Below are 14943 nucleotides of genomic sequence, written 5' to 3'. Positions count from 1 at the left end.
GAGGAGGAATAAAAATGCGTTTTAGGAGTTTATTCAATCGCAGACAGGGCTTTCTAGATAAAATCTTTAATAGAAAGCCCCAAACTTCAAAACCACTCTACACTAAAGCCCTAGCAGTTACAGGAATTTATCTGCTCAGGCGAATGATTAAAAAGTAACCTTCTTTCAAAGAACAAATAACCCAGGGGAAAACCCTGGGTTTTATTTATTATAGTAAAAAGTGCATAATTTTTCAATTTATTTTAAATACTAAAGTTAGCTTTTAACACAATCAAGGAGGTAGATTAATGGCCAAATCAATACCAGGTATTGAAGAATTAACTGATGGTAAGGTTAGTGTTCATGAGACAGTTAATGAAATGTATGAAAAGATCCATCAAGATGGACTAAGCAATGTCTTCGATCGTTTTGATCCTCAAGAGAAGATCCGCTGTGGATTCTGTAGTGATGGAGTAAGTTGTCAATTATGTACAAATGGTCCGTGCCGAATCTCAGAAAAAGTAGGAGCAGACCTTGGTGACTGTGGAATTGATCCCGATGCAATGGCAATGCGTAATATGTTGCTTAGAAATATTATGGGAACCAGTACTTATGCTCATCATGCCTATAATGCTTTTAGAACTCTTAAATCTACTGCAGAAGGAAAGACTCCTTTCGGAATTACCGATGAAGAGAAATTAAATTGGATGGCAGAAGCTGTAGGAGTCGATACTTCCCAAAGTAAAGAAGAAGTTGCTATTCAATTAGCAGACTTTTTAATCGATCAATTAAGCAGTGATTATGATGATCCTCCTGCAATGGTCGAAATCTTTGCTCCCGAGCCCCGTAAACAAGTATGGCAAGACTTAGCCATCTATCCTGCAGGAGTAATGCATGAAATCAAAGATGCTACTGCTAGTTGCTTAACAAATGTCGATGGAGACCATGTCTCAATGGCAAAAAAGGCACTAAGAGCAGGAATTGCTACAATTTATGGGGCCCAATTAGGATTAGAGATGGTACAAGATATCCTCTTTGGTACTCCTACTCCTCATGAAGTCGATACAGACATGGGAATTTTGGATCCTGATTATGTAAATATCATGTTTAATGGACATGAACCGTGGACAGCAGTTGCTACTATTTATGCTGCTCGTGATCCTCAAATCCAACAGAAAGCTAAGGATGCTGGAGCAAAGGGTATTAGGATCATTGGATCGATTGAAACTGGACAAGAACTTCTACAACGCTTTGAAATAGATGAAGTCTTTAGGGGACTAATCGGTAACTGGTTAGCAATTGAACCTGTTCTAGCCACCGGTGCAGTAGATATCTTTGCTATGGATGAAAACTGTTCCCCTCCTAATTTAAAACCTTACGAAGAGAAATATCAGGTCAAACTCGTTTCGGTTAATGATCTAGTAAGAATTCCAGGAGTAGAAGATAATTATGACTATAAACCTACAGAAGTAGCAGATACTGCTCAAAAATTGATTGATATGGGAATCGAGAACTTTAAACAACGAAGCGAGAATGTAACTCCACATGTACCTCAAAGAATTCAAAAAGCTATTTCAGGTTTTTCTACTGAAGCAGTTGTTAATGCTTTAGGAGGTAAACTAGATCCTTTAGTCGATGTTCTTAAAGCAGGTAGCATTAAAGGGGTTGTAGGATTGGTCAATTGTACCAGCTTAGCCAATGGACCACATGATTACATGACAGTCAATTTAGCAAAAGAGTTAATTAAACGAGATATATTAATTGTCAGTGGTGGATGTGGTAATCATGGATTAGAAGTAGCCGGTTTAGCTGATCTTAAAGCAATGGAACAAGCTGGTGATGGATTAAGAGCTGTCTGTGAGCAACTCAATATTCCACCAGTCCTTAGCTTTGGAACCTGTACTGATACTGGAAGAATTTCAATGTTAGTAACTGAACTTGCTAACTTCTTAGAGGTAGATACTGCCCAATTACCGGTAGCAGTAACAGCACCTCAATATCTAGAGCAAAAAGCAACTATCGATGCTATGTTTGCCTTAGCATATGGATTATACACTCACCTATCTCCTACTCCCCCAGTCGCCGGCGGGCCAAAGTTGGTTAAATTACTGACTGATGATTTAGAAGATTTGACAGGAGGAAAGGTTGCCTTAGGGAATAATCCTCAAGAAGCTGCCGATGGAATCGAAGCTCATATTATGAAGAAAAGAGAAGAACTTGGTATTTAACTAGTAAAACAAAAAGTTCCCTTAGAGGGGGCTTTTTGTTTTTTTAAGTTGTGCTTTATTACAATTTTGTGGCACAAAAGTGCCACAAAATAATGTACAGTTGACAATGTACAATGTACAATTAAAGGTCAAAACCTTGAAAAAATAAGATCTCTGAAAAACCTATATATCTACAGGTTAGATTGATTTTGATCTTTAGGGTTCTAATTAGGTTTCAGGAAAATTTTGTTTGAGCTGAGCATAGATTATGCAATTAATTTACTTAATAGTAATTAATTTCAAATATTAGGTAGTAAGATTAGCTTGAAGTAAAGAGTTAGCTCGGGTAGCGAGTTTAATTTTCCTTTGGTTTTTTAGCTTTTTTTCCTGACTTTTTTTACAGTAAAAAAAGTTAGTCGAGGAAAGGCTGGTTTTTAGCCACCTCGAAATTGATTTTAGGTTTTATGTTTTAAGATTGTAATTTTAAAAGTTAAGCTATATATCAAAACTTACCAAGAATAATCTAACCCTTACTTTTCGATACTAAATCTAAAGGTTAATGTCAGGGGGAGATCAAAATCACAGATAAATCACAAGTTGAAGAAAAGATTATCAATCTAATTGATACAGCTAAAGAAGCAGAAGCTCAATTAGCACAGTTAAATCAAACTGAAATTGATCAAATAGTTCGTCAAATGGCTCTAGCAGGCCTTGAAAATCATATGAATCTAGCTAAATTATCTGTTAAAGATACGGCTATGGGACTTTATGAAGATAAAATTGTGAAGAATATATATGCAATCGAAAATATTTATAATGATATCAAAGATAAAAAAACTGTAGGAGTAATTAAAGAAATTCCAGAAGAAAATTTAATTGAAGTGGCTGAACCAGTAGGAATTATTGCTGCACTTGTTCCAATGACCAACCCTACTTCAACAACAATGTATAAAATATTAATTTCCCTTAAAGCAGGAAATCCTATTATCTTCAGTTTTCATCCTAAAGCTCAAACCTGCTGTGTAAAAGCTGCAAAGATTTTAGAACAAGCTGCACTCAACGCTGGGGCTCCAAAAGGTTGTATTCAATGGATCGATCCTCCTTCAATTGAAGCAGCTAATAGCTTAATGAACCACAGTGACGTAAGTCTAGTCTTAGCTACAGGTGGAACTAAGATGGTCAAAGCAGCTTATAGTTCTGGTACTCCTGCCATTGGTGTTGGCCCGGGTAATGTTCCTGCTTATCTAGAAGAAAGTTGTGATTTAAAACAAGCGATTAATGATATTGTAATGAGCAAGACCTTTGACCATGGGACTGTTTGTGCTTCTGAGCAGACCTTACTTGTGGATCAAAAAATAATGGAAGAGACTAAACAGTTATTGACAAAATACCATGCTTATATTTTAAGTCCTAAAGAAAGTAAGAAATTAGAACAAGTAGCTATTGATCCTAAAACCCATGCTATGAATCCAGCTACGGTTGGAAAAAGTGCTACGGATATTGCTCAAATGGCAGAAATTGAAGTCCCTTCTAATACAAGTTTGCTAGTAGCACCACTAGAAGGTATTGGCCCTAATTATCCTCTCTCCCGTGAAAAGTTAAGCCCTATTCTTGGCTTAATGCAGGTCAAAGATTATCAAGAAGGAATCAAGCAGGCAATTGCAGTTACTGAATTTGAAGGCTTAGGTCATACTGCAGCTATTCATTCTACTGATCAACAAATAATCGATCAGTTTAGTAAGCAATTACAAGTCGGTAGATTATTGATCAACACCCCTACCACTTTTGGAGCAATTGGAGATCTTTATAATCATTTAACACCATCTCTAACCTTAGGCTGTGGTACTTATGGTGGAAATTCAACTACAGATAATGTCAGTGTAGAGCATTTATATAATATTAAACGGATTACAGATAGAAAAAGGGAACGTAAATGGATTAAGATCCCTTCAGAAATCTACTTCGAACCAAATTCTTTATTTCAACTGCGTAATTTAGAAGGAAATAAAGCTGTAATTATTACTGACCAAGTGATGAAGGATTTAGGATATGTTAAGAAGGTAACTAAGCACCTAAAAGAAGCTGGCATAGATTATAAAATCTTTAGTGGCGTTGAGCCTGATCCTTCTGTAAAAACCGTCTTAACAGGGACAGAATTTGTTAAGAATTTTGAGGCTGATTTAATCATTGCCCTTGGCGGAGGATCTCCTATGGATGCAGCTAAAGGCATTTGGCTCTTTTATGAAAATCCTGAGCTCGATTTTGAAGATTTAAAATTACGCTTTGCTGATATTAAAAAACGAACCTATCAATTCCCTAAATTAGGACAGCAAGCTAAGTTAGTCGCAATCCCAACTACAAGTGGTTCAGGATCTGAAGTAACCTCATTTACTGTAATTACTGATAAAGAGAATAATATTAAATACCCCTTGGTTTCTTATGAGTTGACACCAGACATCGCAATTATTGATTCTGAATTGACTATGACTTTACCCCCTCAAGTAACTGCTCATACTGGATTAGATGTCTTAACCCATGCCATTGAAGGTTATGTCTCTATTTTAGCTTCTGATTATACAGATCCATTAGCACTAAAGGCAATTAAATTAGTCTTTGATTATCTACCTCAAGCTTATCAAAAGGGCCAACATAATCGCTTAGCTAGAGAGAAGATGCATAATGCATCATGTATAGCAGGAATTGTCTTTACTAATGCATTTTTGGGGATCAATCATAGTTTGGCCCATATCTTAGGAGGTAGATTTGGAATCCCTCATGGTTTAGCAAATGCTATCTTATTACCCCATGTTATTAGATATAATTCAAAGATGCCAACTAAAATAGCTCATTATCCTAATTATTCTTATCCTCAAGCTAATAAAAAATATAAGGAAATTGCTAACTGGTTAGGACTAGATACTACAGGAGATGAAATTGAAAGTTTAATTTCTGCTATTAAAGGTTTAATGAAGGAGCTAAATGTACCTTTAAACTTAGCAGAAGCAGGTATTAAAGAAGAAGAGTTTAAAGCGGAATTAGAGGATATGGCAACCTTTGCCTATAGCGATCAATCAACAGTTGCTAATCCAAGACGACCTTTGATTTCGGAGTTGATAAAGATTTATAAACAAGCCTATCAAGGGTTAGACTAAATTAAAAAGGAGTGAGATAATGAAGAAAGTTCAATTTTGTGAAAATAATTTGTCAACTGGTAGTGGTCAAATAGCTGAGAAGATTCAGCGTGAAGTAGAAGATATTCAACTAGAGGTCAAGGCTTGTTTAGGCCTTTGTGCTGATTGTGCCGTTGGCCCTTTTGCTTTAGTCGATGGTGATCTAATCCAAGCTACAAGCACTGATGAACTCCATCAAAAACTGCTTAAGGAATTAGAGCCTACTACTGTCTAAACAGGAGGAAATGAAATTATGAGTTCAATAGATTTATTAATTGAAGAACACAACAATATCAAACGTGTTTTAAAAGTTATTAGAAAATTATGCTTGAAAATTTTAAATCAAGATCTAGTAGACTATCAAAGTTTTTATGATGCTATAGATTTTGTTAGAAATTATGCCGATCAACATCATCATAATAAAGAAGAAGAAATCCTATTTGAAAGAATGAAACAAAAATTAGATCAAGATCTAATTACTGAACCAATTAGGGGAATGTTTTCTGAACATGACTTAGGCAGACTCTTTATTAGCAACTTAGAACAAGCCCTAACTGCTGTAAAAGAAGGCAACAATGATGCTAAAGTTGACATTATTGCCAATGCAATTGCTTATACTGATCTGCTTTATCGCCACATAGATAAGGAAGATAACGCCATTTATAAATTTGCAGAGAACAATCTTCCTCAAGAAATTCTTGAAAAAGTTGAGAGAGAATGTGAAGTAGTTGAACAGAGTGCTCAAGACAAAAATTTACAACAAAAATATCTTGACTTGATTGATAAATTAGAAAAAAAGACTTAAAAGGTTAACCTTTTAAGTCTTTCATATTATGGATAATTATTTGTTTTTAAGGTCTTTGGTCTTTAAATTGTTTACTTAACCTTAGACTTAACCTTAGACTATATTATTCTTAAATAAACTCTTTTAAGCCTTCTAAATCTGTAATAATTATCTTCTGTCTTGAAGTATCAATTAACTCTTCTGTCTTAAATTTATTCAAAACTCTAGATACTGTCTCACGTGAGGTTCCAATCATACTAGCCAATTCTTGTTGAGTTAAAGATAAATTTATTTCTAATTGATCCTGATCAGTAATTCCATGTTCTTTTACTAAGTAAACTAAAATACTAGCTGTTCGACTGGTAGTATCTCTTAAGCCTAGATTTTGAACCATTTTTTGAGCTCTTCTTAATCTTTTACTCATCACCTTCAATATCTTTAAAGCAATATCGGGGATTCTTTCTATTAGCTCTATCATATCCTTTTTATTAATAACTCCAATCATCGAATCTTCTAAGACAATAGCAGTAGCAGGATATGTTCCTCCATCAAACAAAACAACTTCAGCAAACATACTACCTTGTTTCAAAATATTAAGGATTTGTTCTTCACCACTCTCTATCATCTTAATCAATTTTACTCTGCCTTCTTGAACTAAAAATAATGCCTCCCCTGGCTCTTCTTCAAAGAAGATGATTTCCCCTTCTTTATATTCTTTAATATGAAGAATGTTTTGGATCTCTTCTAATTCATCAGCTGTTAATTCAGAAAAGTAATTATAATCTCGCAATGAGATTTCAGCCATTTAACTATCCCCCCTTTTATTTATTATTATAACATAAATAAACCCCTTTTCAGGGGTTTAAATTAATAATCACTAAATCTTTTTGTTTAAAGCTGACATTAATTCTTCTAAATCAAGCCCATGAACTTGAGCAGCTTGCTCAATAGATTCTCCTGTAGCAGTTGGACATCCTAAGCAGTGCATTCCAAATTCTTGAAAAACCTCAGCTGTTTCTGGATGCTTCTGCAATACTTTAGATATGATTTCATCTTTTTTAATCTTCATCTATAATAAACCTCCCTTATTAATTATAATATTTCTTATTTAGTAATTATTTATTCTTGTTAACTCTCTTTTGAACTGCTCCATCCCTTTTTCACTTAACAGACTTCCAAACTTCATATGCTTGTCCAATTGATTTAAGTACCATTTCAAGCTATCTTCTAGTAGCAATACTAAATTTTGTTCATTTATAAGATCAGAATGTATCTTTTGAGCAAATCTAGGATGGCGACCTAATTTCCCCCCAATTAATAACTGGTAACCTTGCTTTTCTTTTTCTAAAGCTTCTACAGGACAGACCGCTTCACATTGTCCACACTGAAGACACCTCTCTGAAATAATTTGTTGATTAGCTAGATCAACAGCTCCTTCTTTACACGTCTTGACACACTTTTCACAGTCAATGCAGTTGCCTTCTCTAAATTTTATCTTCTTGTTAGCTATAATTCCTACATCTTTGATCTGAGGTCTAGCACAACCATTAGGACAGGCTGCAATTCCAATTTTAAGTAGGTGATGATGCCTTTGCGGGCCAACAATTGTAGCTGCTAATTTATTTGTAAAATTAAGTTGATCTAACATTTCTTCAATTTTTTCTTCCAATCCTTCGAGATTAGCTAATCCATTAGAGCAATTCCCTTCTAAACCTCGACAACAATTAATCTGATACATCTCTTCCATTTTACCCCTCCGTTTATTATCTTGATCTTTTATTAGTATTTATCATCTCTTTAATTATAAAGAATAAGTGTTCCTTCTTATATGATTAAAATCACATTATTATTTTAAAATTAAATCAAAAATAAGGGGTTGAGCACTGTCAACCCCTTATTTCAAGGAAGTTATGCTTTTAAAATGGGTTAGTTAACTTAAGTCTAACCTTAAATATGGCCAGAGAGAGTATTCTCACTAAATTCCTATTTATTTTCCTCCTTTTTATCCTATGTGATAAGATTTAATTGAGAACTACCTCTTTGATAAATTACCAAATTCCTACTACTAATAAAATCAAGATCAAAAAGAGCATAAACGCAAATTCATCACCAACTACAGGTCTTCTTCTTCTTTGGCTTTCGGCCATGCTATTCCCCTCCTTTTTCATAAATTCATTATAATATATGTAATTGTTATTAATTGTGTTAGTAAAAATTTTATTTATCAACTAAATCGCTAACTCCTATAAATTCTATTCCTTTATTATCTAATTCAGGTAATAATCTTTCCAATATAGCTAGAGTTTTTGCTCCGCCTTGCGGGCCAACGTGTCCAATTCCTATTGCTTCCCCCTCTTTAATAGCCATTCCTACTAAAGTTAAAACTGCTTCTTCTACCTGTTTACTCTCTGACTCTAAATCTAGAAAGAGATCCCTTGTTAATACTGGAACATCCAATTGCTCTCCTAGCTCCCCAATCACTGAATCGGGACTGGTTCGACTATCTATAGCTATTAAATCATTCTCTTTAGCAACCTCTAGCACTGCTTTAACAACCCTTTTATCAGCAGTAGCCTTCGAGCCAGTATGATTATTAAAACCAATTGCTTGGGGGATATCTGCAATTGCATCCTTCATTCTTTCCTTTATCTCTTCATTGGATAAGGTTGTCATAATTGGCTTTGGCCCTAACCAGCTTCTTTTTCCATTGTTTGGTTCCATCGGCAGATGAATAATTACATCAAATCCAGCTGCAATCGCTTCTTTTGCCTCTTGTTGGGTTCTTTTTTCAAAAGGCATAATAGCAGTTGTTATCTTCTGTTCTAGATTAAGCATTCCCTCTGTTCCTTCTGCTCTATTTCCAAAATCATCAATCACGATTGCTATCTGAGCTGGCTGGTGACGTGGCTTAATCGGTTTTTTTAAATTTAAATAAGGAGAAATTCTTTTCTTTTCTCCTGCAATTAAAAATTGAATATATTCTATCTGTGGTAGATCTGCTAACGTTGTCAATAAAGATTCAACCAGAAAAAATTGCTCTATTATTTTAAACTCTTCAACTTTAGTTGCTAAATCAAGATAAAGTACCCCTTCTTGATAGCCTATATTTTCTATTAATTTATCTTCTGGTACATTATTTTTTACCGTCTCAACTAATAATTCCTCTTCTTCTCCATTAGTTATAGTTAAATAACTATAAAATGAAAAAAACATCCCCAAAATTAAAACAATTAACAAACACTTTAGATATTTCCCCTTAATAATAAAGATCATTTCATCTCAACACTCCAAACTCCATTTAATTTAAAGTTAAAAACTCCCCGTTAAAAAGCTGAAACTAGAAAAATACTCTTCAACCCCTTCATAGATTGCCTTAGCCAGTGCTTGTTGATAACTATCTTGTTGTAATAACTTTCTATTTAGGTGATTAGTAATGAATCCTAATTCAACAATTACTCCTGGTGTATTTTTAGCTTTTAGGATATAAAAATCTCTTTGGCGAGCTTGATGTGAAGGAGGATTAAAATTAGGATAATCAATCTGATTAAGATACTTCTGTAATATCTCGGCTAGCTTTTGATTTTCTCTATGGCGAGGGTAGTACAAAACCGTTGGCCCTTGCATTTCAGGTTGACCAGTTCGAGCATCAACATGTAAGCTGATAAATAAATCAACCTTTTCTTGATTGACTATATCTATTCTAGCCATTAGATCACGTTGGTGTCTGCTTCTTGAATATTGATTAAGGTGATCTAATGCAGTATCTTCATTCCTAGTCATAATTACAGTTAGATTATCTCTTGCTTCTAATAACTCTCTTAATTTCAAACCAACTTCTAAGTTAAGATCCTTTTCTAATAAGTTATTGTAGCTAGTTCCTCCATCTATTCCCCCATGCCCTGGATCAATTACAATAGTCTTATCAGCGAGTGGATCACTTTCAAAAATTTTTTCAACTAATTTAAATTGTTGTAATGAAAAGAAGAAGATAAGAATAAATAATATAGTCAAATATAACTTCCATCTTTTAAAAATCATAATCATAATTACACGCCCTTATTTATTTTAACTATTTCTTATTCTTAATTCTAAGCTATTCAAGCAAGTTTGAAATTATAATTGATATTAAGCTTAAGTTTAAGTAAAATCTAAACCCTTATGCTTTTAACGGTTGGCTTAGTTTCAAACTCAAACTAAAAGGTTTGTTTTTTATTATAAAAATAGATTTAAATCTATTTTTATAATAAAAAACTTGACTGGAGAGGTATTTTTAATTTTTTATATTCATAAGTGACTACATAAGAAGTGAATATTATACGAGTAGAATAGCTATTAACTATTCTACTCCTCGGTTAAAATGACCTGTAGTATATCCTTCTTTCTTAAACTTATAATTAAGTAGGTTCATTTCTTCAGTAATCATTTCAGGATTATTAATCTTTTGATAATAGTTTTTAATTATCTTGATCACTTCTTCTTTTTCCTCCCAGTTAATATCTAAACGATAAAATTCACATCCTGTATTAACAATTTTAGGTAAGTAATCTAAAACATAAACAGGATAACAATTATAAATAGTAGATCGACAGCAAGTACAATCTGTAGTAATCGGGAAAATATAATCTTTGCGATCCATTAAACCATATTTTCTCTTTGTTACACAGTCTTGATTACAATCTCGCCTAGAATCAAAACCTTTATTAACAGCACCAATTGGACAATATTCACTGACCATGACCGGCAAATAACCATAGACAACTACTTCAGTTTCAATCTGACTATTAGCAGTTATTTCTTTTATCTCCTTCAAATTAAGTTCAGGTGACAGAGTTACTGTTTGATAATCTTTCTGTTGCCAATGATTAACTGTATAACTATTAAAATTATTGAGTGGGTAATCAGCTATTAATTTCTTGTTAGTCTTTGTTAATAATTCTGCCATTCCTAGTTGAGAAACTAAATAACCATCTATTGCTGTTTCTTCTAATAACTCAACTTTTTGTTTGAATTCTATCATCTCTTGTTGACGAGCAACTCGGGGAAATTTAATAAATAACTCTTCTACTTCAGTTTTAATTTGATCAACTAAGGTTAAAATTTCCTGATCAGTTAAATTACCAATTTCATAATAAATTCTATCTACTTCAGATAAACTAGCAATTTCAGTTAGATGATCTCGTTTATTACAACAAACACTTAATTTTGGTTTATCACTAGTCGGTAATTTGTTCTCCAGTTTAGGAAGTTCAATTTCCAAGTCATCCTCAGTCGGTAAAAATTCCTTTAATCGCTTTTCATTTAACCTTTCCACTGCTAGTTGTCGCAATTGGTTTAACTTAGATACTGGAATAAAAATATTTTTATCGAGTTCAATTCCCAAATCAAGTAATTGATAAGGAGTTGAACCTAACCTAGTCAACTGTTCTTTAATCTTCTCTATTGTAACTGGTTCTTTTTTAGCCCTTTCTGGATAAAAGTCACTCTTAACAGTAACATGATGACCTGCTTGGTCCCAGAGGTTAAGCTGTAGTGGTTGATCTAACTGAGCTGATAAATGCCCAAAGACCTCTATCTTCTTCCGCTGATTTAAATCTTGATAACTCTCCTGTAACCTATCTAATAATTCCTTTTGCGAAGTTCGATATACTAAATCCCCTGGTTTTATCTGCCCTTTGGTCTTTACAACCAATAATTCATCAGTTAATTTTTCTGGCTCAGATAAAGTTAAACCAGGGTTTCTACCCTCTTCAGTCCAAATCTCAATCCCATCCCCTTCTTTAACAGCTCGTTCCAATTTAATTCTACATTCCATACTCTGCTGATCATAAGCAATTACCTCTCCAATCTTAACTCCCCAATTTTTTGGTCGTTGATAACTGATCAACTCTAAGTTCTCTTTTCCTAAGTAATAACCGGGAATAAATCCATTGCGATTAAAGAGTTGTTTAACCTCTTTTTGATCTTGATTATCCACTACAAAATTTCCCTGCTGATTAAAATATTGATCTATGTAATTACGATAGTTTTCTGTTACTACTGCTACATACTCTGGACGTTTCATCCGTCCTTCTATCTTAAAGGAAGAAATACCTGCTTCAATTAAATCAGGTATCAATTCTAAAGTATTAATATCTTTAGGGCTGAGTAGATGCTGTTTAGCAAACTCATCATTAATAACTTCTTCAGTTTCTAAGTCAACTAGAGTATAAGGTAAACGACATGGCTGAGCACATAAACCACGATTACCACTTCGCCCTCCAATCATACTACTTAACAGGCATTGACCTGAATATGAAACACATAATGCTCCATGAACAAATGTCTCAATCTCTAATTCAGTATTTTGAACGATCTCCTCAATCTCAGTTAAAGTCAACTCCCTAGCTAAGACAACTCGAGAAAAACCTAAACTTTCTAAGTACTTCACTCCTTCCAAATTATGAACTGTCAACTGAGTACTAGCATGTAACTCTAGGTTAGGAAGAACTTGATTAACTAACCGGGCCAACCCCAAATCCTGAACTATAATTGCATCTATTCCCAATTTATAAACCTCTTTAATAAATTTAACTACATCTGCTAATTCATCATCCTTATATAACGTATTAACGGTCAGATAGACCTCAACCTCTCTTAAATGGGCATATTCAATCGCTTCTCCCAGTTCCTCTAAATCAAAATTATCGGCTCTTCGGCGAGCATTAAAAGCTTTACCTCCTAAATACACTGCATCACAACCATTACTAATAGCTGCTAATAGACTTTCTTGATTACCTACTGGTGATAATAACTCTGGTTTATTTTCTGTATAGTTATACATTTTGATTGTAACTCCTCTCTGTTTTTTTATTATTAACAATTAAAGTTGAAATTATATTACAATATTGTGTAACTTCAATTGATAATTGATAGTTTAAAATTGATAGTTAAAATTTAAAAGCTAACCCTTTTAAAGCCTTTATAACTAAGGGAGAATGTGTTTTTTATGTTTTATGGTTTTAACTATCCACTATCAATTATCAACTATAAACTATTGATATAAAGTGAAGCTTTATATCAATTAAGCTCGAACATATATATAATATCCTACTCTCAACTAAAATTAAAGAATTATTTCCAATTTCAATCAAATTTATTGGATTATTTTTCTATTGTAATTTAAGATAATCCACGTAAAAATAATAAATGAACCCTATTATTTACAAGGAGCTGATAAAATGTTTGATAAAAGAATAACAATTTTAATAATTACTCTAGCTTTAGGTTTGATTTTAGCTGGTTGTAGTACTTCTAGCAGTAATGGCGGTGAGTTAGCTTTATCTTTAGCAGATGCACCCGTCAATGAAATAGCTGAGGTTAATGTAACTTTAGATGAGGTGCAAGTTAAAAGAGATGGGCATAGTTGGGAAACTATTAATGACTTTAATGATCAAGGTGGTGAATTTCGGATTAATCTATTAGATTTAAGATTTGATGAAGAATTACTAGGACAAAAAATGTTAGAGTCCGGTAATTATAATCAAATCAGATTAATCTTAGCCGATGGAAATGAATTAACTGACGATGGAGAACTGAAATCCAATGTAGTCTATAATGAAGATCTTGATCAAGAATCAGAAGGTTTATTTGTTCCAAGTGGAGAACAAACTGGATTGAAAATTAATCACAACTTTACTATTGAAGATGGAACAATTACGCGTTTACTTCTTGATGCTGATGTAAGAGAAATATTAAATTCTAGAGGAAATAGTAATCAAGGTTTCTCATTAAAGCCTACTGCTATTAATGTTATTAATCAAGTTGTTTCAGGTGATATAGAAGGTAGAGTAACAGATGAAGACGGAAATGCAATTACTGATCAAGATGTGATCGTAGAAGCTATAGGAACTGATATTTCTACAGTAGCCACTACAGAAGAAACAGAAACTAAAAATGGTGAGATTAAACCAGTTGGCTCCTTTAGATTACGAGGGCTAGAAGAAGGTACTTATGATATTATAGCTTATATTGAAGATGAAGGTACAACTTATCAATCTCAAACTCTAGAAGTAGAAGTTACTGCTGAAGAAGTAACTAAATTAGAAGAAAAATTAACTTTGGAAGAAACCGAGTAACTCTAAACAATTGATTTAAGTTCAAATATAGACCAATCAAGAAGAGGGGTTAAATCCTCTCTTTTTTACTGTATAAATAGATTTAAATCTATTTATACAGTAAAAAATTTGAGCCTAGGTTATTTTTTATTTATATCTGTTCATAAGTGACCATATAACAAGTAAACATGGCATCAAAAAATTTTGGTTAAAATTACTATAAACCTTTTTAAATGAACTTGAATAAAATAAACTAATACTTCTTTAAGGAGGGATCATCTTGCTTAAATTAATCTTATTATTTACAGTCATTCCATTACTTGAGTTAACCCTTTTAATTAGATTAAGCCATTTGTGGGGGACAACTTCTACTATCTTATTAGTTGCTATTACAGGAATTATCGGGGCCAAATTAACCAAGTTAGAGGGAACATCAACGATTAGTAAGATAAATGCTTCTTTAGAACAAGGAAAGATGCCCACCGATAATCTAGTCGATGGCTTATTAATCCTAATTGGAGGGGCAATGTTAATTACACCAGGTTTATTGACTGACTTAGGTGGGTTTTCTTGTATCATTCCACTAACTAGAAGTAAAATAAAGATATTGACTAAACATAGATTAAGCAAATTAATTACTACTGGCAGAGTTCAATTCTCTTCTAATAATAGTCAAGAAGAAGTAGATATCAAAATAGAAGATGAATAAA

At 33.2% G+C, this 14943-nt stretch carries 12 protein-coding genes; 6 read left to right on the top strand and 6 right to left on the bottom strand.

The window, feature by feature from the left end; all coding sequences use genetic code 11:
• Positions 1 to 287: 287 nt before the first annotated feature.
• The 4 genes from cooS (at position 288) to MWH28_RS07715 (ending at position 6161) form a co-directional block, all read left to right on the top strand.
• Positions 288 to 2207, top strand: coding sequence for an anaerobic carbon-monoxide dehydrogenase catalytic subunit (cooS, locus tag MWH28_RS07730; protein ID WP_248618747.1), 1920 nt, complete (start codon positions 288 to 290; stop codon positions 2205 to 2207).
• A gap of 551 nt (positions 2208 to 2758) precedes the next feature.
• The gene (gene adhE, locus MWH28_RS07725) at positions 2759 to 5338 is read left to right on the top strand and encodes a bifunctional acetaldehyde-CoA/alcohol dehydrogenase (RefSeq protein WP_248618863.1); all 2580 of its coding nucleotides are present in this window, start codon (positions 2759 to 2761) and stop codon (positions 5336 to 5338) included.
• A 19-nt stretch (positions 5339 to 5357) separates the two neighbouring features.
• Positions 5358 to 5591 (top strand): DUF1450 domain-containing protein, encoded by a 234-nt coding sequence (locus tag MWH28_RS07720; protein WP_248618746.1) that lies wholly within the window; start codon positions 5358 to 5360, stop codon positions 5589 to 5591.
• Between the two features lie 18 nt (positions 5592 to 5609).
• On the top strand, positions 5610 to 6161 hold the full coding sequence (locus tag MWH28_RS07715) for a hemerythrin domain-containing protein (protein WP_248618745.1): 552 nt from the start codon (positions 5610 to 5612) through the stop codon (positions 6159 to 6161).
• Positions 6162 to 6270: 109 nt separating this feature from the next.
• On the opposite strand, the gene MWH28_RS07710 is transcribed toward MWH28_RS07715, so the two are convergent.
• The 6 genes from MWH28_RS07710 to MWH28_RS07685 all read right to left on the bottom strand — a co-directional run bounded on the left by MWH28_RS07710 (position 6271) and on the right by MWH28_RS07685 (position 12960).
• Positions 6271 to 6945: a Crp/Fnr family transcriptional regulator gene (locus tag MWH28_RS07710; RefSeq protein ID WP_248618743.1), complete on the bottom strand. Its 675-nt coding sequence runs from the start codon at positions 6943 to 6945 to the stop codon at positions 6271 to 6273.
• Positions 6946 to 7017: 72 nt separating this feature from the next.
• Positions 7018 to 7209: a DUF1858 domain-containing protein gene (locus MWH28_RS07705; RefSeq protein ID WP_248618741.1), complete on the bottom strand. Its 192-nt coding sequence runs from the start codon at positions 7207 to 7209 to the stop codon at positions 7018 to 7020.
• Positions 7210 to 7248: 39 nt separating this feature from the next.
• Positions 7249 to 7887 carry a 4Fe-4S dicluster domain-containing protein gene (locus tag MWH28_RS07700; protein WP_248618739.1) on the bottom strand — a complete coding sequence of 213 codons (639 nt, stop codon included), beginning with the start codon at positions 7885 to 7887 and terminating at the stop codon, positions 7249 to 7251.
• 470 nt (positions 7888 to 8357) lie between these two features.
• Positions 8358 to 9413 carry a divergent polysaccharide deacetylase family protein gene (locus tag MWH28_RS07695; protein WP_248618737.1) on the bottom strand — a complete coding sequence of 352 codons (1056 nt, stop codon included), beginning with the start codon at positions 9411 to 9413 and terminating at the stop codon, positions 8358 to 8360.
• Between the two features lie 36 nt (positions 9414 to 9449).
• A complete protein-coding gene (locus tag MWH28_RS07690; protein ID WP_248618735.1) occupies positions 9450 to 10184 on the bottom strand; it encodes an N-acetylmuramoyl-L-alanine amidase family protein in 735 nt (244 codons plus the stop codon).
• A gap of 292 nt (positions 10185 to 10476) precedes the next feature.
• Complete coding sequence (locus tag MWH28_RS07685) at positions 10477 to 12960, bottom strand: U32 family peptidase (RefSeq protein ID WP_248618733.1); 2484 nt, start codon at positions 12958 to 12960, stop codon at positions 10477 to 10479.
• Between the two features lie 397 nt (positions 12961 to 13357).
• Between MWH28_RS07685 and MWH28_RS07680 the strand changes: the two genes are divergently transcribed.
• Both MWH28_RS07680 and MWH28_RS07675 read left to right on the top strand, forming a co-directional pair.
• On the top strand, positions 13358 to 14254 hold the full coding sequence (locus MWH28_RS07680; protein WP_248618732.1) for a DUF4382 domain-containing protein: 897 nt from the start codon (positions 13358 to 13360) through the stop codon (positions 14252 to 14254).
• 259 nt (positions 14255 to 14513) lie between these two features.
• Positions 14514 to 14942, top strand: a complete 429-nt coding sequence (locus MWH28_RS07675; protein WP_248618731.1) for an FxsA family protein — start codon at positions 14514 to 14516, stop codon at positions 14940 to 14942.
• Position 14943: the final 1 nt, after the last annotated feature.

This window comes from Natroniella sulfidigena, from assembly GCF_023223645.1.
Lineage (GTDB): Bacteria > Bacillota > Halanaerobiia > Halobacteroidales > Halobacteroidaceae > Natroniella > Natroniella sulfidigena.
Note: the sequence above shows the minus strand (reverse complement) of the source record. Positions and strands in the feature narration are given on the sequence as shown.